The organism is Lentisphaera araneosa HTCC2155 (assembly GCF_000170755.1).
GTDB classification, from domain to species: Bacteria; Verrucomicrobiota; Lentisphaeria; order Lentisphaerales; family Lentisphaeraceae; genus Lentisphaera; species Lentisphaera araneosa.
In genome coordinates this window covers 1-23,739 of the sequence record NZ_ABCK01000034.1, presented here as the reverse complement: position 1 = coordinate 23,739, position 23,739 = coordinate 1, and the positions used below count along the sequence as shown (strand labels likewise).

Below are 23,739 nucleotides of genomic sequence, written 5' to 3'. Positions count from 1 at the left end.
ACAACATCAAGTTTTAACCCAAAAAATAATTCGTTCAATTAGCGAAATTCGCTGTTAGAACTTTTAAAAGCATGAAACAACTAATTACACAGATTCTACGAATGAAAAATATAAATAAAGCAATGCGGTCAACCATAACAACATAAAGTTTTAACCCAAAAAACAATTCGTATAATTAGCGAAATTCGTTGTTCCACTCAAAATTATCATGTCCTCTTCACGTCCAACTCTAAACTTTGCCAAGTATCTTTGGCAGCATTATCGCAAGAGCCTCATCTTTGGTATTCTGACTTTATGCCTTGGTGCCTTTGTCGATGCCTCTGCAGCACTTATGGTGGCGCCCATTTTTGACTTGATCATGAATGATCAGGGAGCGGGCGCTGAATATACACAAGTCACTCAGCGAGTCTTTGAGTTTTTTGATTCCTTAGGCTTGCCCAAAACGAGTATCTTTGCCCTCGGCTTTTTTCTATTTTTGTATATCTCTAGATCTTTCGTCACTATCCTAACAAATTATTTCATGGCCAAGATTCGAGCAGCATTACAGAAGGATATGGTACTCAATCTCTACAAGGCGGTGGTCAATGCCAATTGGAAATTTTATTTAACAAGAAATCAGGGGCAATTTATTAATAGTATTACCCGGGAAACGCAGCATTTGACTATTGCCTATGATAACTTGAGTCAGATGTGTGTCTCACTTGTGCAAATCACAGTTTTTGGGGGGCTCGCATTTTTGATGTCCTGGAAGATTACGCTGATTTGCTTAGGGGTAGCGCTGTGTTGTGCCATACCTCTCTTTATGTTGACGCGCTTGAGCCATAAATGGGGTCAAACTTACGTAGCTTCGGCAGGTGTTTCGAATTCTATCACCCAGGAATCCTTTTCCTTGGCAAAAGTTATTCAGGCTTTTAGCTGCCAAAATTACGCTTATGATAAGTTGTCGGAGCAACAGCAGGTACAAGAGGGCCTCAATGTACGTTTTTATGTTTTGGGAAAAGTGGTGCAAGAACTTTTTTATCCCATTGGAATTATTTCCATCATTATTGCCTATGCCTGTTCGCGTTATTTTGAGATGTCTTTTGCTCAGCTCTCCATTGTGCTCTACGCCTTATGGAAAACGACGCCCTTTATCTCAAGTTTTTTGAGTGCCAAAAGTAGCTTAGGTCAGATGGTCTCAAGTTTTGATAATGTCTATCAACTCGAGCAAGACGCCTTGGCTCACCCCATTCAGAGTGGTGAACAAAAATTTGCGGGCCTAGATGGCGGTATTCAATTGAAAAATCTCTCCTTTGCTTACGAAGGTGCAGAGCTTAAGGCTTTGGCGCAAGTTAATATAAGGATTAAAAAGGGACAAATGACGGCTTTGGTAGGCTCGTCGGGTTCAGGCAAATCCACCTTAGCGGATGTGGTCATGGGCTTTCACGAAATTCCCCAGGGAGACTTACTCATCGGGGGCGTGGCTTTACAGGATTTAGACCTCAAATCCTACCGTGAAAAAATTGGCTATGTTCCCCAGCAAAGCGTCTTGTTTAATACCACAATTCGAGAAAATCTCTTGTGGTCGAAAGAATCTGCCTCAGAACAAGAACTCATCCAAGCTTGTCAAAAAGCGAATGCTTGGGAATTTGTAAAAAAATTACAGCAGGGCTTGGATACCGAAGTGGGCGATCGTGGAGTACGTCTTTCTGGGGGCCAAATTCAACGCCTAGCGATTGCGCGAGCTATTTTGCGTCAACCGGAAATTCTCATCCTCGATGAAGCGACGTCTTCACTAGATACAGAGTCAGAAAAAATGATTCAGCAATCTATCACTCAAATTGCCCAAGAAACAACTCTGATTGTTATTGCCCACCGCTTATCAACAATTAAAGGTGCAGATCAGGTGATTGTGATGAAAGATGGCTCTGTACTTGAAGAGGGAAGCTTCGATGAACTTGTATCTAAGCAAGGGGAGTTTTCTAGTATGTGGAACCGACAAATGGAGGAGAATAAATGAAAGCAGTAATTTTAGCAGGAGGTTTGGGTACGCGAATTTCCGAAGAAACGGATTACAAACCTAAGCCAATGGTTGATATTGGAGGTAAGCCGATCCTCTGGCATATCATGAAAATATACTCTCATTACGGTATTAAGGAGTTTATTATTTGCTGTGGCTATAAGGGCTATGTTATTAAAGAATATTTTGCCAATTATTTTCTTCACATGTCTGATGTGACTTTTGATATGAAAAATAATAAAATGGAAGTGCATCACAATAACGCTGAGGACTGGAAAGTGACATTGGTGGACACTGGTCTAGAGACGATGACTGGAGGTCGTCTTAAACGCGTGAAGGAATACTTAGGTGATGAAGATTTTTGTTTCACTTATGGTGATGGAGTCAGTGATGTTCCCATCGACAAGCTCATTTACTTTCACCGCCAGCAAGGCTTATTAGCTACTGTTACTGGAACCTATCCGCCGGGTCGTTTTGGCGCGATTAAATTAACTGAGCATCAAGTCGAAGCTTTTGAGGAAAAACCCATGGGTGATGGTGGTTTAATTAATGGTGGTTTTTTCGTTTTATCTCCTAAAGTGATTGATTATATAGATGGCGACGAGATTGTTTTTGAACAAGAACCTATGAAGAATTTGGCCAAAGACCAGCAAATGGCCTGTTATGTTCATGAAGGTTTTTGGCAGCCTATGGATACTCTTCGTGAAAAGAATTATTTGGAAAAACTCTGGGCAGAAGGTAATGCACCATGGAAAGTATGGAATTAAGTTTTTACAAAGATAAGCGCGTACTTGTGACTGGGCACACTGGCTTTAAAGGCTCTTGGCTTTGTCAATGGTTGGAAATATTAGGTGCACAAGTCTTCGGCTATTCCAAAAAACTTGAAGTTAAAGATCATTTTTCGGAATTGGCTTTAGAGGGTGATTTCACCACGGGGGATATCTGTAATTTTGATCATTTAAATAATCAAATTAAGCGAATTCAACCTGAAATCATTTTTCATTTAGCGGCTCAGCCACTAGTGCGTGACTCTTATGAAGACCCTTTAGGGACTTATCAAACCAATGTCATGGGGACAGGTCATGTTTTACAAGCTTGTCGAGGAGTAGATTCAATCAAAGCGATTATCTGCATTACAACTGATAAATGTTACGAAAATAAAGAATGGTTGTGGGGCTACAGAGAAAATGAGCCCATGGGCGGTTATGATCCCTATAGCGCATCAAAAGCCTGTGCCGAATTATTGATTAGTAGTTTTAGAAGATCATTCTTTAATTTAGATGATTATGGCCTGAAGCATCACACTTTAATTGCGAGTGCTCGTGCAGGTAATGTGATTGCGGGTGGTGATTGGTCAAAAGATCGCCTGATACCAGATGTTATAAAAGCCACCATGAATAAAGAAAAGGTATTTATTCGCAGCCCCCATTCTATACGTCCTTGGCAGCACGTTTTAGATTGTCTTTATGGCTACCTTCTTCTGGGGTCGAAGCTTTTACAAAGGAAAAAGGAATGCGCTCAGGCATGGAATTTTGGTCCTGCGGATAGCGATATTAGATCGGTTGAAGATATTTTAGAAATGAGTAAAGCCGTTTGGAATGAAATTGATTATGAGCTCAATGAATCTTTAGCAGATTTGCATGAGGCCAAATTGTTAAAACTCGATAGTTCGCAAGCTAATGTAAAACTTGATTGGCAGCCGTTATGGAATTGTGAACAGAGTATACAAAGAACGGTCGCGTGGTATAAAAACTCAATTGAAAACAAAACTATCAACACAGTGAATGATATTAACGATTACATGAGAGAATTAAGTGAACGAAGCTGAAAAATTAAAAAATGAAATTTTAGAAAAAACTAAAGAATATTACTCTTTAGTGCACGATAAATCCGATCAGGACTTCATTCCAGGGGAAAGTCGAATCAATTATGGAGGTCGTTTTTTTGATGAAAATGAATTAGTTAACTTAGTGGATTCTTCCTTGGAGTTTTGGCTAACTTCGGGTCGCTTTTGTAAGCAATTTGAATTGGAATTTGCGGCTAAGATGGGAGTTAAGCACTGCCTCTTGGTCAATTCGGGTTCATCCGCCAATCTCGTGGCCTTTATGACTTTGACTTCCCATAAGTTAAAGGAAAGAGCAATCAAACGTGGTGATGAAGTCATTACAGTTGCCGCCGGCTTTCCAACTACGGTATCGCCATTATTACAATTTGGCGCCGTTCCCGTTTTTGTTGATGTGGAACTTGGAACTTATAATATTGATTGCTCGCAGCTTGAGTTAGCCGTAAGTGATAAAACAAAAGCGGTGATGATTGCCCATACACTAGGTAATCCTTTTGATTTAGCTCGAGTAAAAGCTTTTTGTGATAAACACAATTTATGGCTTATTGAAGATAATTGTGATGCCCTCGGCAGTGAATATGCGGGACAACAAACAGGAACTTTTGGTGATATTGCCACAAGTAGTTTTTATCCACCACATCACCTCACCATGGGCGAAGGTGGCGCCGTTTACATGAAGAGCGGCAAGCTCAAGATGATTGCGGAATCATTTCGCGATTGGGGACGTGACTGTTTTTGCCCATCTGGGAAAGATGATTCCTGTGGTAAGCGTTTCGGCTGGTCGCTGGGCACCCTACCCAAAGGCTACGACCATAAATATATTTATTCTCATTTTGGCTACAATCTCAAAGTCACAGATATGCAGGCGGCTATCGGCGTAGAGCAATTAAAAAAACTTGATCAAGTCACTGAAGCACGGCGCCGTAATTTTCAAGGGCTCCATGATGGACTCAAGGATTTAGACGAGTTCTTGATTCTCCCGCAAGCGACTGAGAACTCAGATCCCAGTTGGTTTGGCTTCCCCATCACAGTTAAAGATTCTTCGCCCCTTAGTCGAGCCCAGATCGTTGGCGAACTCGAAAAAAATAATATTCAAACGCGCATGCTCTTCGCAGGTAACATCACCCGCCATCCCTGTTTTGATGACATTCGTGGTGATGATTCAGTCTACCGCGTTGTTGGCGACCTCCAAAATACCGACAAAATTATGAACGATACTTTTTGGTTAGGCGTCTATCCAGGTATGACACAAGAAATGATTGAGTTTATGATTAGTACAACTTCCCGTGTGTATAAATAAAGAATGTTGATATGAAAAAATTGAAAATAGCAATTTTGGGTAGCGGAAATATTGGTACAGATCTTTTGATTAAAGTCATGCGTTCAAAGTTTTTGGATTGTGTTCTTTTTGTAGGAAGAAGTTTTGCCTCTAACGGAATGATTAAGGCTAGTTCTTTAGGTATAATAGTCTCAGATAAAAGTATAGACGCTATAGTCGAGAATAAAGAAAATATTGATTTAGTTTTTGATGCCACCTCTGCACAAAGTCATAAAATCCATGCCAATATCTTCAAGGATTTAGGTATCAAATGTATAGACATGACTCCTTCACAGGTTGGCAAGATTTGCATACCAGCAATAAATGGTCCGAGTTGTTTAAGTGCCGCAAATATAAATATGATTACCTGTGGTGGGCAAGCCTCCATTCCAATGGCTTACACTATATTTAGGAATGTGAAAAATATTGAATATATAGAAGTTGTTTCTAGTATTGCATCTAAAAGTGCTGGACCAGGTACAAGAGAAAATATTGATGAATATATCTATAATACTGAGGCAGGTTTAAGACATTTAACTGGATGTGAAAATGTAAAGGCTATCCTTAATTTAAATCCTGCAATACCTTGTATTAATATGCAGACAACCATTTTTGCCAAGGTTGATCAAGTGGAGGTAGAGTCCTTAATTTCCCCCATCAAAGAAATGGAAAAAAAGATTCAAGAATATGTAACTGGCTATGAAGTTATTGTTCAACCAGTCTACGAAGGTGGTAGGATAGTTGTTACAGTTAGGTGTTGCGGTTTGGGTGATTACCTTCCACGCTATGCGGGTAATTTAGATATCATAAATTGTGCGGCGATTGCGATGGCTGAGGAGTATGCGATAAAAAATAGTGTGGTAGGACAATCATGAAAAATATTATTATTAGTGATCCCACACTGAGGGATGGCAATCATGCAGTAGGTCATCAACTTAGTGTAGAACAGGTGAAAATTTATGCAAAAGCAGCTAATGCCGCAAACGTCCCTATACTTGAAGTTGGTCATGGCAATGGCATCGGAGCATCATCACTGCAGGTAGGTTTGGCCAAAGAGTCCGATATTGATTTACTGGAAGCAGCTAAGTCACAATTAACTACGACAAAGTTAGGCATACATTGTATCCCAGGATTTGCAACAATAGAAAGAGATTTAAAACTGGCTTTGGACATCGGTGTAGATGTTTATAGAATCGCTAGTCATGTGACAGAAGCTGATGTAACGAAAAAACACATATCATTTGTACGAGAGAGAGGTAAAGAAGTATATGGTGTTTTAATGATGAGTCATATGGCAGGAATTGAAACATTAGTGTCCGAAGCATTAAAGATGGAGTCTTATGGAGCTGAAGGTGTGGTCATCATGGATTCCGCAGGTGCCTATTTACCCCAAGATGTGAAAAAACGAGTCACCGCTTTGCGAACTGCTCTTAATGGGCATGTTGGCTTCCATGGCCATAATAATTTGGGTATGGGCGTTGCAAATTCTCTCGTGGCTGCTGAATGTGGTGCAACAATTTTAGATGGTACGGCAAGAGCATTTGGTGCTGGTGCAGGTAATACACAGCTAGAAGTATTGATAGCAGTTCTTGAGAAAAGTGGTTATTCAACTGGTGTAGATTTATACAAAATTCTAGATGCCGGAGATATTGCAGAGGAATATTTAATTGATGTTATCCCTTCAGTAAAATCGACATCAATTGCGTCTGGTATGGCTGGAGTGTTTTCGGGTTTTATCAGGCATATAGATCGTGTGTCAATAAGCTATGGCGTTGACCCCCGAGATGTACTATTTCGTTTGGGAAAAAGAGGGGTAGTGGCCGGGCAGGAAGATATAATTATCGAAGTGGCCCAGGAGATAGCAGAGCAACAGGGAAAAACTAAATGATTAACAGCAAACAAATAGATTATATTCAAAATGACTGTGAACAAGTTTTAGCTGGCCAGTTGGGAACTTTAACCGCTTTAAAAAATAAGTCTCTCTTTATTTCGGGTGCGAATGGGTATGTAGGGAAATGGCTTATTGAGTTAATTAATCACCTTAATGAACATCACAAATTTAATATAAATATTAAAGCCTGTGCAACATCAATTAGCCAAAGTGCGAAGGATTACCCTCATATATTTAGAAAGAAGTATATTGATTTAATTGATAAAGACATTAAAAATCTTTCTGAAATTGATGCCTCCGTATCGTACGTATTACATTTGGCCGGTAACCCAGACAATAGAATACATTCATCGAATCCCGTTAAAATCATGAAAGACATTATTTTGGGAACGACTAGAATTCTGGATGCTTGTAATAGACTTGAAAAATTACTAAATTTCACACATTTTAGTTCAGGACATGTATATGGTCAGCAACCATTCGAAGCTATGAATGTCAATGAAAATACTTTTTATAGCTCTACTGGCACAAGACTTTTATCATATTATGGTGAAGCAAAAAGAGCTTCCGAATCTTTAGTCAACGCCTATAGAAGCCAATATAAAATTCCTACAACAATACTTCGGCCATTTGCATTTATTGGTCCTCATCAATTAATTGACAGACCGTGGGCAATTAATAATTTCATTAGAGATGGCCTCTATGGTCAGTCGATAAGGATTCTTGGTGAACCTACTACGATACGAAGTTATATGTATCCCAGTGAGATGGCATTATGGACCTTAAGGGCTGTCCTGAACCCCTCTGAAAAGAATGTGTTTAATCTAGGAAGTTCAGATAGTATGGACTTACAATCTATTGCTCAAATTGTAGAGCAGTCTTTTGGTGGCCATTTAGGTGTGTCAACGAATAGTCCGCCAGGTGCACTTAATAAATCAAAATTCATACCGGATATTAGTAAATTTGAAACTGCCTTTGATTTGCCGCTTAAAATCGGCACCGAAGAGGCAATAAGAAAAGCCGTAACATGGTATAAGCTAGGGGGATTAAGTTATGGAAAATTATAGAGTAAGTGATCTGATAGCAGAATTCCTTGAAAATAATAATATAAGACATGTTTTTGGCATTGTGGGAGCAGGAGATGCTCATATTTTTGATGCAATTTTAAGACGGGGCTTTACGGAAATAGTATGTGTTCACCATGAACAGGCTGCAGTAATGGCCATGGGGGCATATTATCGTACCAATGGCGAACTAACAGCAAGCATAGTGACAACGGGTGCTGGCACCACTAATACGATTACCGGTTTGGTTAGTTGTTGGATGGATTCAATACCAGGAATTATTATCTGTGGCAATGAAAAGTCTATTTATTGTAACCCGACTACAAACCCTTTAAGAATTTGGGGAATTCAGGGTTTTGATAGTATCGCGATGGTCGAAAAAGTAACGAAATATGCAAAAAGGGTGACTGATCCTCTACAAATTAATCTTGAGTTAGATAAAGCGAAGCACATAGCTTTAGAAGGTAGAAAAGGTCCCACATGGTTAGAAATACCTATGGATATTCAAGGAATGACGGTCGATAAAAAGAAACAGAGTATTTTTCAAGCGGAAGAGAAGAATTATTTTCAGGCAGTAAAGGATATAGATTCTCTTGAAAAAGCAGTAGACAAAACACTGGAACAGTTTCAAAGTGCAAAAAGGCCAGTTCTTTGGCTTGGCCACGGCATTCGCTTAGCAGATGCGCTCGAATACATAGAACCATTACTTGACGCTTTAAAATGCCCTACCTTATTAACATGGCAGGGGCTTGATATGATTGACTCCGATAATCCATATGTATTTGGTCGCGCTGGTGTCTATGGACAGCGCTATTCTAATTTAGTGCTTCAAAATGCCGATTTTGTCATGAGTATCGGTACACGTATGGCAATTCCTCAAATCGGTTATGATCTAACAGAATTAGCACGTGATGCCACCATTATTTGTGTTGATATCGATAAAAATGAAGTAGAGAAACATCAGTCAAGGCTATTGCATGGTATTTGTGCTGATGCAAAAGATTTTCTTGAACTTTTTCTTAAAAAAGTCGCTACGAAAGAAATTCCTGTATATCAAAATTGGATGAATCAGTGTTTGAAGTATAAGCAACGTTTTCCTATAATAGGGCCTGAGCATAAAGATGTAGATGGTTATATTAACTCTTATCCACTTATGGAAATGATTTCAAATTTGGTACCGGATGATGAAGTGATTGTCACAGATATGGGGACCGCACTCTTGTCGGGTTTTCAAGTATTAAAAATCAATGGAAATAAAAGGTTGTTTACAAGTACTGGACTTGGTGAGATGGGTTATGGCCTTCCGGCTGCAATTGGAGCGTCATTTGCTTTAGATAAGGGCAGTGTGCTTTGCTTAAATTGTGATGGTGGAATGATGATGAACATCCAGGAACTGCAGACAATAGCTCATCATAAACTACCGATAAAAGTTCTTATATTTAACAATGATGGATATTTGATGATCAAGAACACACAGAAAGGTTTGTTCGAAGGTCGATATAGTGGAACTGATAAAAGTAGCGGTGTCAGTTGCCCTGACTTCTCAAAGATTGCCAGTGCATTTGAATTCGATATGCATGCAATAAGAACTTGGGAAGATGCAGAAAAAGTGTTGCCAATATTCCTTAATAGTCCAGGGCCTTCATTTTGTGAAGTATTTATGCACCCTGAACAAGTATGTGTTCCAAAGTTAGGAATTGCCTTGACTGCAGAAGGAGAGATTGTATCTCCCCCTCTAGAAGATTTATCACCACTACTGGATAGAAAAGTTTTGGCAAATAATATGATTATTGGTATTCATCCAAAATCAGAAAAATTATAACTCCAGGATTTTTCAGTGAATAATTTTGATGTGAATAATTGTATTGTACAAGCAGATATTGAGGGGATTTTAGCCTCGGGTGATTTTTCGAATTTTAAAAATAAAAATATATTAATATCTGGTGCCAACGGTTTTCTGCCCGCATATATCGTGGATGTACTTATGCATTTAAACATTCATGCTGATTATAATATAAATATTTATGCGGTGTGTCGTACAGAAAAAAATTTTAACGCGAGACTTGGGCAATACTTGGAACATGATAATTTCCATCTTGTGATCGCAGACATATCTCTATTTTATTATCATGACAATAAAGATTTTTTACCCGAACAGCTCGATTTTATTATTCATGCCGCAAGCTTTGCTAGTCCCAAGTATTATGGTAAAATTCCAGTTGATACATTGCTACCAAATATCATTGGAACAAAAAACCTTCTTGATATAGCCATAAAAACTAACTGTGAATCTTTTTTATTATTCAGTAGTGGTGAAGTTTATGGTCAAATTGACACATCAAGTATAACTGAACGTGACTATGGTTATATCGATCCTCTAGATGTAAGATCTTGCTATGCTGAGAGTAAACGAATGGGTGAGAATATATGTATTTCATATTCACATCAATATGATTTAAATGTGAAAATAATTAGACCTTTCCATACTTATGGACCAGGGATGAAATTAGATGATGGACGAGTATTTTCAGATTTCGTTTCGAATATAGTTAATAATGAAGATATAGAATTACATAGCGACGGAAGTGCCGTAAGACCATTTTGTTATATAGCCGATGCGGTCGCTGCTTTCTTCTTAGTTTTATCTAAAGGTGAAAATAAAGAAGCTTATAATATAGCAAATCCATATGAGCTAAAAAGCATAAAAGAATTAGCTGAAACTTTAGTCTCATTATTTAAAGAAAAAAACCTTAAATTACAATTCAAGAAAATAACTAAGAAGGGCTATATACCTAGTCATCTTAAAACACAAGTACCCAGTATCACAAAGATAGAAGCTCTTGGATGGAGTCCGATGACAAGCGTAAAAGAAGGGTTTAGTAAAACTGTAAGGAGTTACAATTGAGATTAGAAGAATTAGAGCAGGCCTACAATTTAGGTAAGCTTGACAAACAAAGCTATATTCAACAAATGTATTCAATACATGACAAACTTTTTGAGTACAGTGAATTTATTAAGAATAGAGATGTTGAAAAAATAGAGATAAGTGAAAAAGGCGTAGAGATCACGTCTAAAGAACTAGGTATTAAAGTTTTATGTAAAAGAAAAGATCAACGAACTGCTCCAGTAGAAATTCTAAATTTCGGCTTTTATGAAAAAAAAGATTCCGACATGATTCTATCTTTGATTCAAGATAACAGTGTCTTTTTTGATATTGGTGCAAATATAGGCTGGTATTCTATTGCTGCGGCTAAAGTGAAAAAAAATATTACAATTCATACATTTGAACCTATTAAACAAACCTATGATTGCTTATTAGAGAATATAAAAATTAATCAATGTGAACAAATAGAAACGTATAATTTAGGGCTTTCTAATATTGAAGATGAATTAACATTTTATTTTTATGATGAAGGATCAGGTAATGCTTCTTCCGCCTTATTAGATGAAACTAGGGAAAATCAAAAACATACTTGTAAAGTAAAACCTTTGGATAGTTTCTTTCCGAAATTAAACTTGAAAAATTTAGACTTTATCAAATGTGATGTTGAGGGTGCTGAACTATTAGTTTTTAAAGGTGGTGTACAAACCATAGAGCAATACAAGCCAATAGTTTTTACTGAGATTTTAAGAAAATGGACTGCCAAATTTAATTATGATCCAAATGAAATAATCACATTTTTCAAAGACCTTGGTTACGGATGCTATTACGCACAAGACAATAACTTAAAAGAATTTATGGAGATGGATGAAGATACTGTAGAGACTAATTTCTTTTTTCTACATAAAACAAAACATGCCCAATTAATTCAGGAAAGAGTAAGTAAAACCCTCACTTAGCACAATGTCTCTATAGGGAATTCCAGAGATTATTAACAGGTTTTATTTGATGCATATTGAAAATATAAGAATGATTTAAGGTGTTGAAACAAATTCAATATATACATGAATGAAGAATTTTTAAGTAAGGTAAATGGTCAAAGATGAGTCAGATAGAGTATAACCAAAAGCTCTCGATAGTGGTCCCGACTTATAACCGTGCTCAGTATATAGATAAATTTATTGAACTGCACCTACCACAATTATGTGAATTTAATGTAGCGCTTTATATTTTTGATAATGCGTCTACTGACAGTACTGAAGAGGTGATTAAACAGTGGAAAAATAAAAGTCATTTGATTCAGTATATCAACAATGAAGAGAATATTGGTGCTATAAAAAATGTTGAGAGGGCATTATGTTATCCTGAAACCGATTATATATGGATGGTGGGCGATACCAATTTATTACCACTTGCAGGAATTAAGCGAGCATTAGAAGAAATAAATATATACTCCCCTGATTGTATGGTGTTTAACTTAAAAGGGATGCCGAATCGGCAAGATAAAACATATTCAGGTCATAGCAAAGTACTATCAGAACTTGGAAGTATTACATCTAATTTGAGTACAATAGTGCATAAAAAAAGTGTAATAATGAGTGTTGATTGGATGGGTATCACAAAATGTTTTTATCCGCACACAGTTCTGTTATATAGAGCTATTGCCAAGGAGCACTTTACTTTAAGGTGGATAGGTAGTTCATATGTTAGAGGCTTAGAGCTTCCTAATACGCCTAAAATTGCATGGTCAAATGGCAAGGAAGTATTCGAGATAGGGCTACGAAATTGGTCGTTGACGATTATGGATTTACCATCTATTTACAGCTTGAGGAGTAAGTTCGCAGCGATTAATGATTTTTTGAAGATTACGGAACTATGTACTTTTCCTCGACTATTATTTTTACGAGCTTGCGCGTCATTAAATTACTCTACAGCCGTTCGGTATAAGAAAGAATTTAAACAATATATCAAGACGCCCTATTGTGTAATATGTATTATTTCAATTTCACCACGAAATTTTTGTTCATTAATCATTTGTTGTGGGAGTATCGTTAAAGCTTTTCTTAAAAATAAAATGATTTGGTCTTTATTTAAAGGAAGAGTAGGATGATCGCTTTTTTTTCGGAGGCTCTACCGCCTAGTCCAAACGGTAATGCGGTAATGCTTCATAGATTGTTAAAGAATAATGAAGGTTTTGATTATTGTTTCATTAGTTCATATGAAGAATTTTATAAAACTAAATCAGAACCACTCCCGTGTGAACATTATTACTTACATGAGCCGATTAGAGAATCTCGTTGTTTTGTTTTTGCAATATTAAGGTCAGTTTTTCGAATTATTTATTCGGTTTTTTCGTTGGCCAAACTTATTAAATCAAAAAAAATTGAATTATTGGTTGTATGTACGGGTGATTTAATAGGCATTCCAGTGGGATATCTGGCATCACGAATTAAAAAAAAGCCTTTTGTACTATACATGTTTGATGATTATCTTGAGCAATGGAGTGGCTTAAGGGCGTGTTTTGCTAGGTATTCTGGTCGCTTTATTATACCCAAAGCTGATGTGGTTATTGTGCCAAATGAGTTTATAAAAAATAAGTTAGATAATCAATTTGGCATAGACTGCGAGCTTGTTAGAAATCCATCTTGTGCGACGACCAAAGCTGAGGTTAATATAATAACAATACAGGAGAACATTAATATTCTTTATACGGGTGCGATATACGATGCTCAGGCCAGGGCGATTGAAGAACTTAGTATGTGTTTGAAGGAGACAGGCTTTAAATTAAATATTTTCACATCGAGTGATGTTTCGGACTATAAATTCTTCCAAAATGAAAACGTATCGATAATGCCATTTGTAAAACAGAGTGAATTAGAAGAGTTACATCAGCAGAACGATATTTTATTTTTGCCTTTATGTAAAACTAGTAATTTAGATTCTGTGATAATGACTGCTGCGCCAGGGAAAATGGGAGAATATTTAGCATCAGGGAAAATTATTCTAGCTTTTGTTCCAGAAAATTGTTTTGTTGATTTTTTACTTAAGAAACATGAGGCAGCTTTAGTTTGTAATACATTAAAGGAATTACGAGATGAATTATTGAGCTGTAAAGAAGGCAGACAAGATCAAGGGCGCTTAATCATGAATGCATTAGAATTGTCACAAGAATTTAGTATTGAAATTAATATGTTGAAATTAAATACGGTAATTCTACGAAGTGTTGTGGTGAAATAACACAATGAATAATACGATTGACCAGATGAGATCGCATGATGCTCCGCATACGAGAGAGACTCTGTTTCCCCTCCTGCAAGGGATGGACCAAGGGATGAGGGGTTTTATCCCATATTCTGGGTGATTGTGATGAATTATACATAACAAGAGGAAGAACATGTTTAAAGATAATACACTTTTGATAACAGGTGGAACGGGTTCATTTGGCAATGCGGTTCTAGATAAGTTTTTAGATAGTGAGATCAAAGAGATTCGCATTCTAAGCCGTGATGAAAAAAAGCAGCATGATATGCGCCTCAAATATAAAAATGAAAAAATAAAATTCTATATTGGCGATGTGCGGGATTATAACAGTGTGAACTTCGCAATGGCGGGGGTCGATTATGTTTTTAGTGCCGCAGCATTAAAACAAGTCCCATCATGTGAATTTTATCCAATTGAAGCAGTCAAAACGAATATTTTAGGGACTGAAAACACTGTGAATGCAGCCATCGCGAACGGTGTACAAAAAATGATCGCACTCAGTACCGATAAGGCAGTCTATCCAATCAACGCAATGGGAATGAGCAAAGCCTTAATGGAAAAAGCTGTGGTTGCGTCATCAAGAAAAGTCATAGACAATAAAACACTCTTGAGTTGTACCCGTTATGGGAATGTTATGGCTTCACGGGGCTCAGTGATTCCGCTTTTTGTTGAATTAATCAAAGAGGGAAAAGATTTAACAATTACAGACCCTAATATGACTCGATTTATGATGTCTTTAGAAGATGCTGTTGGTTTAGTTTTATTTGCTTTCCAAAATGGTAAACAAGGAGATATCTTTGTTCAGAAATCCCCTGCATGCACCATTTTGACTTTAGCGAAAGCTTTACAGGAAATTTTTAAAGCTGATAATGAAATTAAAATTATAGGCACTCGCCACGGTGAGAAAAAACATGAAGCACTCCTAAGCCGTGAAGAAATGTTAATAGCCGAAGATTTGGGTGATTACTATAGAGTTCCTTTAGATACACGAGGGTTAAATTACTCTAAATATTATTCTGAAGGAGATGAAACGGTTTCAAAATTAGATGATTATACCTCCGCAAATACAGAGATATATGAAGTAGATGAAATGGTTGAACTGCTATTATCCCTTGATTATATTCAGGCTGAATTAGCTTCTTGGACCTAATTATGAGAAAAATTGTTACGATTGTTGGGACTAGACCAGAAATAATTAAACTTAGTGCAGTTATATCTGAGTTGGATAAGCACTGTGAGCATATACTCGTTCATTCGGGCCAAAATTATGATTATGAATTAAACCAAGTCTTTTTTGATGATTTAGGTATTCGTAAGCCAGATTATTTTTTAGAGGCAGCGGGAGCTAATGCGGCCATTACGATAGCTAATATAATTACGAAATCCGATGAAGTTTTTGAAAAGTTAAAGCCGGATGCCATATTACTTTATGGAGATACGAATAGTTGTTTGTCGGTCATCAGTGCCAAAAAAAGAAAAATCCCAATTTTCCATATGGAAGCAGGTAATAGATGCTTTGATCAACGAGTTCCGGAAGAGGTTAATAGGAAAATCATTGATCATCTAAGTGATATTAATATGACCCTCACTGAGCATGCTCGTCGTTACTTAATTCAAGAAGGCTTACCTGCGGAAAGAATTCTTAAAGTGGGCTCATCGATGAAAGAAGTATTGATGAATAATCAAATGGCGATAGATAATTCCACAATATTAAAAAGCTTAGACTTAGAAGAAAAAGAATACTTTGTAGTATCAATTCATCGTGAAGAAAACGTAGATAACCCTATTAATTTCTCTCATTTTTTAAATAGTTTAAACCAATTAGTTAATGAGTTCGGTAAAAAAATCATTGTTTCTACTCATCCAAGAACACGTAAAAAGTTGGCAGAATACAAAGATGTAAGGTTGGATGACAAGGTCACTTTCTTGAAACCATTAGGTTTTTTTGATTATATATCACTCCAAAAAAATGCTTTTTGTACTATATCAGATAGTGGTACAATAACGGAAGAATCTTCGATTTTGGGCTTCCCTGCAGTTACGATTCGTGATGCACACGAACGTCCTGAGGGCATGGATGAAGGTACATTGATAATGTGTGGTTTAGAGAGTGAAAATATAGTTAATGCCATAAAAATTGTAAGCTCAGGTCAATGTGATAATTTCCCAAAAATCGTAGATGATTATAATGGAGATTATATATCAAAAAAAGTCGTTCGTATTATTCATAGTTATATTGATTATGTGAATCGTGTTGTTTGGAGTAAATAATGTTAACGGTCTTAGTTTTAGGCTCTGAAGGCATGTTAGGACATGTTTTGTACAAGAAATTAAAAGAACAAAAGCACATCACAGTAAAAGGCTTGAGTCGTCGTGATGGAGAATTTACTGATATTAAGATGGATGCTTCAGATTTTCACTCATTAGAGCAGCATTTACATGATAATAATTACGATGTCGTGATTAATTGTATAGGTGTACTTATTTCGGCATCTGAAAATTGTATGAGTAATGCTGTGTTAATGAATAGTTATCTCCCTCATTTTTTTAATGAACAATCCCTTAAACATCAATTTAAATTTATTCACATAAGCACGGATTGTGTGTTTTCAGGTATCGATGGTTCTTATACAGTGAATTCCAAAGTTGATGGAGAAGGGATGTATGCCAAAAGTAAAGCACTTGGTGAACTGATTTCAGAGACCTCTTTAGTTATACGGACCTCTATTATTGGGCCTGAACTGAAGCTTGGGACAGGTCTTTATAACTGGTGTATTCAGCAAAGGGGTGAGCTTACAGGTTATTCTAAAGCTTATTGGACCGGTTTAACAACAATGGAATTATCAAAAATGATTATCCATATATTAGATGGGGCGTTAAGTCATGGTTTATATCAGCTTGTCCCTGCTCGAAAAATCAGTAAATACGAGTTATTATCGATCATAAATAATGAATTTAATTTAGATCTAACTATTCATCCATGTGATCAATATAAAGTTGATAAAAGCTTAGTTTGTAATTACCCTGATTTGGGAGTGATAAATGATTATAAAACGATGATAAAAGAAATGAAGCATTGGGTCACGATAAATAGAGAGCTTTATAGCCATTCTGTATGAAAAAAAACCTTCCAATTAGTATTGTTATTCCTTCATATAACAGGGCGCCACAATTACGTATTACCTTGCCATTATACTTATCTTTGCCTGTTGAAAAAATCATTTTAGTTGACGACTGTTCGACGGATGGAACTGAATTAGAATATGCTGAACTCGATCATCCGAAATTCCTATATTACCGTAACCCAGAAAACTTGAAGCAACCTGGCGCTCGTAATAAAGGAGTGGAACTCAGTACATCTAAATATTTGATTATGGGTGAAGATGATGTTTACATGGCGGCCGACTATGTAGAGAGCTTATATAAAAAAATGATTGAACTTCGGGCCGATTTCATTGCGGGGCGCATGATTAATATGAACCGAGATGAAACTTATGAGTCCGCACAGGGGCGCGCAATGCTAATGTCTAATAAAGAGTTTAAGTCACGCAATTCTCTAGGATTTGATTACTCATGTCAATTTGATGAGGCTATTCCTACACCCTATTTACACGCATGTAGTATATTCCGACGTGATTGGGCGGTACAGTATCCGTATTGTGGTAGATATAGAGGTAATGGCCTACGTGAGGAGTCACATTTTTACCTAAATGCTTATCGTCATGGGGCTAAAATGTATTATGAATCGTCAGTGGCGGCGTATCATATGTTTCATGATTACGAAGGTGGTTGCCGTGGCACTCATTTAAGTTATGCTTATTCCGGAGTCGTTAATACACATAAATTTTTAAATGTTTTTTGGGATGAGATTCAGGATATTTTTGAGATAAAACAAAACCGGCTTGTATTTGAGCTGATTTTCACACTGAATTTATTTAAGAGTACTTTTAAGCATTGGATCTCCATGACTTTTCCAAATTTACATAAACTTTTAAAAAAACTCAAAGAGAAATCATGAGAATTGCTTATGATGTCTCCATTTTAGAGGGGAATGAATTAACAGGTGTAGAGAAATTAGCGTTTAATCTCTTTAGTAAAATGTGGCTCTTGGGTGTTGCGCATCAACACATCTTGATTTGTAGAGAGAGGCCCCAATGTTTAGTGAATCTACCTGGAAACTGTTGTGTGGTGGAGACAGGAAAAGCTCATTTATGGCGCTGGTTTAGGCTCCGAAAAGCGTTAAAGCTAGAGGGAGTAGATGCTTTTGTCTCGGGGGTAACTAATTTAACTTTACCAATCAAAGGGCTGAAAATGTATCCTTATGCGCATGAGTGTCAATGGCTTTATGATACTAATGAAGGCGGATTTGGTAAACATAAATTTTTATTTCAAATGTCTACTAGATTAGCGAGCCGGATCATTACTAACTCACATAGTACAGCAAAAGATATTACCATGGAACTGAAGCTTGATCGTAAAGTGGACGTGATATCACCATCGTACGATGAATCGGTGTTGATTCCATCGGATAAAAATCGTGCACAAGTATTGAAGGAATTAAGTTTAGAGGATGGAGATTATTATCTCTTTGTCTCTTCCATACGACCAAAGAAAAATATCGATTTATTACTCGAGGCCTTTTCGAAAACACCAAATGAGCGATTATTGCTAGTGGGTAAAGTACTTTATCCTGAGATACCTGAAAAAGCGAAACTTTTAGGCCTTACTAATGTACATTTTCTCGGCTATGTAAAAGATGAAGATGTCTCAGTATTATATGATAATGCAAAAGCTTTTTTATATGTATCCAAGAATGAAGGTTTTGGCTTACCTATACTCGAAGCCTATGCACACGGATGTCCTGTAATTGTGAGTCGTGACGGGTCAATACCGGAAGTCGCCGGTGATGCCGCCGTTTATATTGATGGAGATGATGCAGATGAACTTGGGAAGGTGTTGCAAGGTTTTAAAAGAGATGTGGATTTCACACAAAAATCAGCAACGATTCTCAAAAAATATGATTGGAGTCAATCAGCACAAAAATACTTAGAGATTTTAGAGAAAGATTATGCGGGTTATTCAATTAACAACTGAGCTGCTCTTGGCGGGAGCCGAGCGGGTGATACTTGAGCTTAGTCGTGAACTAGTACGCTTGGGGCACGAGGTTTTGGTGATTAGTTTGGCGCCGATTCCTCAAGATCGTAATCAGACGATTGTCGACGATCTTGAACAAGCGGGAGTGAAGTATGAATCCCTTAATCTATCGAAAAAGAATCCATTTGGAGTTTTTAAACTCCGCAGGCTGCTCAAAGAGTTTAAGACTGATGTGGTTCATGCCCACATGATTCATTCGAATCTCTTGAGTCGTTTATTAGTACCTACAAAAATACAGTTAATCAATACAGTGCACATCGCAGAACGCCGGTCCAATAAGGGCTGGCATTTTTTATGGGATCGATTGACTTTCTCAGAGCATGTAACGCAAACTTGCGTTTCTAAAGCCGTAGCGGATTTTCACGCGAAGAAGATAGGTGTAGAATCCTTGCCCGTAGTCTACAACGGGCTTACCTGCCCTCCCAAACTCAGTTCTCAAACCTTGAAGTCTCTACGAAAAGAATGGGGGTTGGATCATTGCAATAAGATAATGGGTTCGGTTGGAAGGCTCAATCAACAGAAGGGCTACGACTGGTTTTTGAAGGAGTTAAAAGGTGTCACAGTACCTCCTGAGGAGAAGTGGGGGCTCGTTATTTTAGGGGAAGGTGAAGAACGAACTCAACTCGAGGCGCTGGTTAAAGAACTCCCTGATAATATAAAATGTGTTCTTCCAGGTTTTCGTTCTGATGCCGCGTCCTGTATTGGGGCTTTTGACTGCTTTGTGATGCCCTCAAATTATGAGGGTTTTGGTTTGACATTGATTGAAGCAATGAGTCATGGTGTGCCAATTGTCGCTAATGCTGTAGATTCTTTACCAGAACTTATGGAATATTACGATAATGGTGTTTGCTCTACTAAAATTAATTTCATAGCGCAAGTTCAACAAGCTATACAAAAATCAAAAGTGCAAGGGACTTTCCCTTTTACAGTACAAAAAATGGCGGATGAATACTTGGCGTTATATGAGGGACAATAGAGGGGAAGATAGCGTTATGACTGGGGGGATGGTTGTAGAGGTAAAGGATACATTTAAGCAGTTTCGGGGAGAGATGGGCTGCTTTTTGATTGTTGGATATGGATGAACCATAAAATGAAGATGATGAGTATAAAAGGTGTTAGAGTAAGAGTATAACGTAGGGTAGCTATACCTACCATGGCAGTTAAAAGTGAACTGCCAATGCAACAAATTGAGAAGAAACCGGCAAGCCTGAGGTAAGGGGTGTCGGTTTTTTTTATGCGTAAATAAATTGAGTAAAAAGCAGTGAAGCTAATGATAAACAAGGGGATGAGTAATCCCCAATGTAGCCAGGCTATTGGGAAAACACGCCTCTTTTTGACTAGTGTATCTTGCCAAGAAAAATCCTTAACTAAGTTGATTTTTGTCCAATTTTTATTTTGCTGGGCATAAGAATCTGATTCTGCTTGGGAGCAGACTTCAAAACCAGACCACAGATGGAAAAAATGTAAACTAGTTAGTTTGAAATATTGGTAAAAATTATTTTTTATGAGTGTTATTCCTAATTGCTTTCTATCTTGATCAGTCATTTGATGGTTGAGTTGGTGTTGGTACATAACTTCTTGTCGCGTGCGAATCAAGTGACGAAGGTTAAAGCCCTGGAGTGAGTTGACTTTCTTGTTAAGGTCGAGTATTTGTGGAGCCTCCTTCTGTAAGTTAGGGGGTAGAAGAGGTGTATCTTTTTCAGTCATGATCATAAGACCTCGAGCAAAGATATGTGCATCGAGAAGTGATTTCCCCTGGCCATGTTGAGAAGTATATATAGCTTTCGATAATCCCATAATTAAAAAGCACGGAATGAATAGTGCGAAGATGGATGGAAGCATTTTTTGTTTGTCTTGTATAAGTAAGAAAATAAAAAAGACTAAAGCAGGGAGGTAAAACATACCCGCAGGACGTATAGAGATTGAAAGGCTTACACATACAGAGAGGAGAACAAGTGTCTTATGATTCTTCATCTCTTGACGGACAAAGCGGAGAGTGTAAGCAATGATACAGACCATGAGAGTGAGAAATAAGCTCTCAGTTAAAATTTTTATGTTGAGCCAGAATAGAATAGGGTTGAGCATAAAGCAGGCCCAGCAAAACCAAATTAGAGATTGTTTTTTTAAAATGAATGAAAGCTCGAAAATGAGAAATAGTACCGCCCAGCTACTTAAGATAAGTTGAATAGCAGAGTAGAACTTCCAATTATCAGTAAATAATTGGAGGAGATTTAAAAAAACTGGATAAGCAGTAGTACGAATAGGGGACCAGTTGAGGTATGTTCCAGTGTCAGGTTCAAAACATATGTTTTGTCCAGGGATACAAATAATCTGTATAATTAATGTAAAGAGGCCAGCTATATAAAATCTTTTATTCATTGTTCACCTGTTTACTAAAAGCCGTGATTCTAAGCCTTTATTTATTTAAAAACAATAAAGCGGCGGCCGAGAAAATTAAAAATAAATGCTATACCCGTAGCAAGTATTTTTGCCCACGTTGAGTTGACTCCTGCATTGATGGCTGATTTGGTTATGTACCAATCTACGATGCACACTACTGACACGACCAGAGAGTAGACAATCAACTCAGTGAAACGGCTCCATGATTTTCGTGTAAAAATAATTTGACAGAGTAGGTAGTTTAATCCTGCCGCAGAAATAAAAGCAATAGGGGCAGCGTAATTTGTATTTACATCCATAAGTGAATAGAGTGATTTAAAAACTATAAAGTTAAAAACTGCTGCACTTAAGCCAATAAAAAAATACATGAAGGCTTGCATGGGGATAGAACGTCCAGAGAAGTTGTATTTCAGAATACAATAGAGTGCTCTAAAACCATCTTTGGCACCGATTTTTTTTCCTTCGTCATAAGAACGCCCATAATAAGAAATGCCCATTTCATAAACGGGGATTCGTTTGGCAGCAATTTTCGCAATGACCTCTGGCTCAAATCCAAAACGATTTTCTTTAATATCAATACTTTGGATGACTTCTCTTTTAAAGACTTTATAACAAGTTTCCATATCGGTTAAATAAAGATCAGAACAGATATTTGAACAATAAGTTAAAAATTTATTGCCCATAGAGTGCCAAAAATTGAGGACGCGGTGTTCGGAGTTAGAATGGAATCGAGAGCCCAAACAAACGTCAGCTTTACCATTTTTAAGGGGTTCAATTAATCGAAGTAGGTCTTTGGGGTCGTACTCGAGGTCGGCATCTTGAACAGCGACAAAATCACCGGTGGCTTTTTGGAAGCCTGTGCGGAGGGCTGCGCCTTTACCACTATTTTTATCGTGTTGAAAAACTTTTATTCTTGAGTCTTGCTCTGATCGACGCTTTGCTAGCTCTAGGCTACTATCACTTGAATAATCATCAACAATAATGATTTCTAATTTTAGTAGTTCATTAGCTATTTCAAGAACTTATCTAGGCAATCATTTAAGGTTGTCTCTTCATTGTAGCAGGGGATAACAATAGTTAAGGAGTACATTATTTATTTACTTGTGTTAAGCATTTTTTATTAAATGCTTAGATTTGTATGAGAGGGGAGATTAAGTCAAATCTACAAAGAGGGGGTGATCTTTTTCTAGGGACTAGCGGCACCTGATTCAACATGACCATCTGGGAAGAGTTTATTAACCGTGCCACCAAATTTATGGGGGTTCAAGTCTTCAACTAATATTTCATCCGGTTCAGTGAGTAAATCTCCCCATTGCAAGTCATTACCCGTAGATACGCTACGGTAAATTTGTGAATCATTATTTTCTCGACTGGCGGGACAAGAAAGAAACTGCGAAGGGATATCAAAGGTTGTTACCCAAATATGACTTGCGTTTAGTTCGGTATCTGTTCCAGGATTAGGAACTACTTCATTAGGTTGATCTGAAAAATAAATCCTAATTGCAGTGCCGATACTTTTTAGATTTCCCCTACAATTAGATTGTTTAGCTTTATCTCGAGCTCTTGCTAAACTTGGTAGAATCATAGCAGCAAGGATACCTATGATGGCAACAACGACAAGTAATTCTATGAGTGTAAATTTTGATTTTTTCATAATTCAATGTTAGTAAATATTACGATATTGTCAATAGCTTGAAGGTATTAATGTTCTTAAATAAGGTTAATTTAGTATAAAAAAAACCCTCCGTGAGGGAGGGCTTTTTTTAAATTCTAAGTCCTACATTATGTAGGAATTTTTTGAATAACTATATTATTATAGATCACTGTCAGACTGAGTGAGACGAGCAGCGGCAGCTTCCACATGACCGTCACCACCTAAAACGTTAGCTTTGCCACCAGATTTGTGAGCTTCAGCAGCACCACCAGTT

At 37.3% G+C, this 23,739-nt stretch carries 21 protein-coding genes; 18 read left to right on the top strand and 3 right to left on the bottom strand.

What is annotated here, in order from left to right; translation table 11 throughout:
- Positions 1 to 208 precede the first annotated feature (208 nt).
- The 18 genes from LNTAR_RS22010 (at position 209) to LNTAR_RS21925 (ending at position 20,387) form a co-directional block, all read left to right on the top strand.
- Entirely contained in the window at positions 209 to 1,999 is a 1,791-nt protein-coding gene (locus LNTAR_RS22010) for an ABC transporter ATP-binding protein (protein WP_007280974.1), read from the top strand.
- On the top strand, positions 1,996 to 2,766 hold the full coding sequence (gene rfbF / locus LNTAR_RS22005; protein ID WP_007280973.1) for a glucose-1-phosphate cytidylyltransferase: 771 nt from the start codon (positions 1,996 to 1,998) through the stop codon (positions 2,764 to 2,766). Before LNTAR_RS22010 ends, rfbF begins: the two co-directional genes overlap by 4 nt.
- Positions 2,748 to 3,827, top strand: a complete 1,080-nt coding sequence (gene rfbG / locus LNTAR_RS22000; RefSeq protein WP_007280972.1) for a CDP-glucose 4,6-dehydratase — start codon at positions 2,748 to 2,750, stop codon at positions 3,825 to 3,827. Before rfbF ends, rfbG begins: the two co-directional genes overlap by 19 nt.
- On the top strand, positions 3,814 to 5,142 hold the full coding sequence (rfbH, locus tag LNTAR_RS21995; RefSeq protein WP_007280971.1) for a lipopolysaccharide biosynthesis protein RfbH: 1,329 nt from the start codon (positions 3,814 to 3,816) through the stop codon (positions 5,140 to 5,142). Before rfbG ends, rfbH begins: the two co-directional genes overlap by 14 nt.
- An 11-nt stretch (positions 5,143 to 5,153) precedes the next feature.
- A complete protein-coding gene (locus tag LNTAR_RS21990; RefSeq protein WP_007280970.1) occupies positions 5,154 to 6,035 on the top strand; it encodes an acetaldehyde dehydrogenase (acetylating) in 882 nt (293 codons plus the stop codon).
- Positions 6,032 to 7,048, top strand: a complete 1,017-nt coding sequence (gene dmpG / locus LNTAR_RS21985) for a 4-hydroxy-2-oxovalerate aldolase (RefSeq protein ID WP_007280969.1) — start codon at positions 6,032 to 6,034, stop codon at positions 7,046 to 7,048. Before LNTAR_RS21990 ends, dmpG begins: the two co-directional genes overlap by 4 nt.
- Complete coding sequence (locus tag LNTAR_RS21980) at positions 7,045 to 8,118, top strand: NAD-dependent epimerase/dehydratase family protein (RefSeq protein ID WP_007280968.1); 1,074 nt, start codon at positions 7,045 to 7,047, stop codon at positions 8,116 to 8,118. The genes dmpG and LNTAR_RS21980 overlap by 4 nt, the downstream gene beginning before the upstream one ends.
- A complete protein-coding gene (locus LNTAR_RS21975) occupies positions 8,105 to 9,937 on the top strand; it encodes a thiamine pyrophosphate-binding protein (RefSeq protein ID WP_007280967.1) in 1,833 nt (610 codons plus the stop codon). The genes LNTAR_RS21980 and LNTAR_RS21975 overlap by 14 nt, the downstream gene beginning before the upstream one ends.
- Positions 9,938 to 9,952: 15 nt before the next feature.
- Entirely contained in the window at positions 9,953 to 11,020 is a 1,068-nt protein-coding gene (locus LNTAR_RS21970; protein WP_007280966.1) for an NAD-dependent epimerase/dehydratase family protein, read from the top strand.
- On the top strand, positions 11,017 to 11,955 hold the full coding sequence (locus LNTAR_RS21965) for an FkbM family methyltransferase (RefSeq protein ID WP_007280965.1): 939 nt from the start codon (positions 11,017 to 11,019) through the stop codon (positions 11,953 to 11,955). Before LNTAR_RS21970 ends, LNTAR_RS21965 begins: the two co-directional genes overlap by 4 nt.
- Before the next feature lie 143 nt (positions 11,956 to 12,098).
- Positions 12,099 to 13,106, top strand: a complete 1,008-nt coding sequence (locus tag LNTAR_RS21960; protein WP_007280964.1) for a glycosyltransferase family 2 protein — start codon at positions 12,099 to 12,101, stop codon at positions 13,104 to 13,106.
- Positions 13,103 to 14,233: a glycosyltransferase family protein gene (locus LNTAR_RS21955; protein WP_007280963.1), complete on the top strand. Its 1,131-nt coding sequence runs from the start codon at positions 13,103 to 13,105 to the stop codon at positions 14,231 to 14,233. The genes LNTAR_RS21960 and LNTAR_RS21955 overlap by 4 nt, the downstream gene beginning before the upstream one ends.
- Before the next feature lie 157 nt (positions 14,234 to 14,390).
- Positions 14,391 to 15,407 (top strand): polysaccharide biosynthesis protein, encoded by a 1,017-nt coding sequence (locus LNTAR_RS21950; RefSeq protein ID WP_007280962.1) that lies wholly within the window; start codon positions 14,391 to 14,393, stop codon positions 15,405 to 15,407.
- A gap of 2 nt (positions 15,408 to 15,409) precedes the next feature.
- The gene (gene wecB / locus LNTAR_RS21945) at positions 15,410 to 16,528 is read left to right on the top strand and encodes a non-hydrolyzing UDP-N-acetylglucosamine 2-epimerase (RefSeq protein ID WP_007280961.1); all 1,119 of its coding nucleotides are present in this window, start codon (positions 15,410 to 15,412) and stop codon (positions 16,526 to 16,528) included.
- On the top strand, positions 16,528 to 17,376 hold the full coding sequence (locus LNTAR_RS21940) for a sugar nucleotide-binding protein (protein ID WP_007280960.1): 849 nt from the start codon (positions 16,528 to 16,530) through the stop codon (positions 17,374 to 17,376). Before wecB ends, LNTAR_RS21940 begins: the two co-directional genes overlap by 1 nt.
- Positions 17,373 to 18,275 (top strand): glycosyltransferase family 2 protein, encoded by a 903-nt coding sequence (locus tag LNTAR_RS21935; protein WP_007280959.1) that lies wholly within the window; start codon positions 17,373 to 17,375, stop codon positions 18,273 to 18,275. Before LNTAR_RS21940 ends, LNTAR_RS21935 begins: the two co-directional genes overlap by 4 nt.
- Positions 18,272 to 19,351, top strand: coding sequence for a glycosyltransferase family 4 protein (locus LNTAR_RS26275; RefSeq protein ID WP_007280958.1), 1,080 nt, complete (start codon positions 18,272 to 18,274; stop codon positions 19,349 to 19,351). The genes LNTAR_RS21935 and LNTAR_RS26275 overlap by 4 nt, the downstream gene beginning before the upstream one ends.
- Complete coding sequence (locus LNTAR_RS21925) at positions 19,326 to 20,387, top strand: glycosyltransferase (RefSeq protein ID WP_007280957.1); 1,062 nt, start codon at positions 19,326 to 19,328, stop codon at positions 20,385 to 20,387. Before LNTAR_RS26275 ends, LNTAR_RS21925 begins: the two co-directional genes overlap by 26 nt.
- Positions 20,388 to 20,440: 53 nt before the next feature.
- Here LNTAR_RS21925 and LNTAR_RS21920 read toward each other — a convergent pair whose 3' ends face one another.
- From LNTAR_RS21920 to LNTAR_RS28370, 3 genes are all read right to left on the bottom strand, one after another.
- On the bottom strand, positions 20,441 to 21,790 hold the full coding sequence (locus LNTAR_RS21920) for a dolichyl-phosphate-mannose--protein mannosyltransferase (RefSeq protein WP_007280956.1): 1,350 nt from the start codon (positions 21,788 to 21,790) through the stop codon (positions 20,441 to 20,443).
- 41 nt (positions 21,791 to 21,831) lie between these two features.
- Positions 21,832 to 22,791, bottom strand: coding sequence for a glycosyltransferase (locus tag LNTAR_RS27795; protein ID WP_420798233.1), 960 nt, complete (start codon positions 22,789 to 22,791; stop codon positions 21,832 to 21,834).
- Positions 22,792 to 22,997: 206 nt separating this feature from the next.
- Positions 22,998 to 23,465 carry a type II secretion system protein gene (locus LNTAR_RS28370; RefSeq protein WP_007280954.1) on the bottom strand — a complete coding sequence of 156 codons (468 nt, stop codon included), beginning with the start codon at positions 23,463 to 23,465 and terminating at the stop codon, positions 22,998 to 23,000.
- Positions 23,466 to 23,739: the final 274 nt, after the last annotated feature.

Coding starts and splice junctions, on each gene's coding strand:
- LNTAR_RS21960 (WP_007280964.1), top strand. CDS start 12,099: ATGAGTCAGATAGAGTATAACCAAAAGCTCTCGATAGTGGTCCCGACT.
- rfbF (WP_007280973.1), top strand. CDS start 1,996: ATGAAAGCAGTAATTTTAGCAGGAGGTTTGGGTACGCGAATTTCCGAA.
- LNTAR_RS21955 (WP_007280963.1), top strand. CDS start 13,103: ATGATCGCTTTTTTTTCGGAGGCTCTACCGCCTAGTCCAAACGGTAAT.
- LNTAR_RS21990 (WP_007280970.1), top strand. CDS start 5,154: ATGAAAAAATTGAAAATAGCAATTTTGGGTAGCGGAAATATTGGTACA.
- LNTAR_RS21920 (WP_007280956.1), bottom strand. CDS start 21,790: ATGAATAAAAGATTTTATATAGCTGGCCTCTTTACATTAATTATACAG.
- wecB (WP_007280961.1), top strand. CDS start 15,410: ATGAGAAAAATTGTTACGATTGTTGGGACTAGACCAGAAATAATTAAA.
- dmpG (WP_007280969.1), top strand. CDS start 6,032: ATGAAAAATATTATTATTAGTGATCCCACACTGAGGGATGGCAATCAT.
- LNTAR_RS26275 (WP_007280958.1), top strand. CDS start 18,272: ATGAGAATTGCTTATGATGTCTCCATTTTAGAGGGGAATGAATTAACA.
- LNTAR_RS21935 (WP_007280959.1), top strand. CDS start 17,373: ATGAAAAAAAACCTTCCAATTAGTATTGTTATTCCTTCATATAACAGG.
- rfbG (WP_007280972.1), top strand. CDS start 2,748: ATGGAAAGTATGGAATTAAGTTTTTACAAAGATAAGCGCGTACTTGTG.
- LNTAR_RS21925 (WP_007280957.1), top strand. CDS start 19,326: ATGCGGGTTATTCAATTAACAACTGAGCTGCTCTTGGCGGGAGCCGAG.
- LNTAR_RS21975 (WP_007280967.1), top strand. CDS start 8,105: ATGGAAAATTATAGAGTAAGTGATCTGATAGCAGAATTCCTTGAAAAT.
- LNTAR_RS22010 (WP_007280974.1), top strand. CDS start 209: ATGTCCTCTTCACGTCCAACTCTAAACTTTGCCAAGTATCTTTGGCAG.
- LNTAR_RS28370 (WP_007280954.1), bottom strand. CDS start 23,465: ATGAAAAAATCAAAATTTACACTCATAGAATTACTTGTCGTTGTTGCC.
- LNTAR_RS21980 (WP_007280968.1), top strand. CDS start 7,045: ATGATTAACAGCAAACAAATAGATTATATTCAAAATGACTGTGAACAA.
- LNTAR_RS21950 (WP_007280962.1), top strand. CDS start 14,391: ATGTTTAAAGATAATACACTTTTGATAACAGGTGGAACGGGTTCATTT.
- LNTAR_RS21940 (WP_007280960.1), top strand. CDS start 16,528: ATGTTAACGGTCTTAGTTTTAGGCTCTGAAGGCATGTTAGGACATGTT.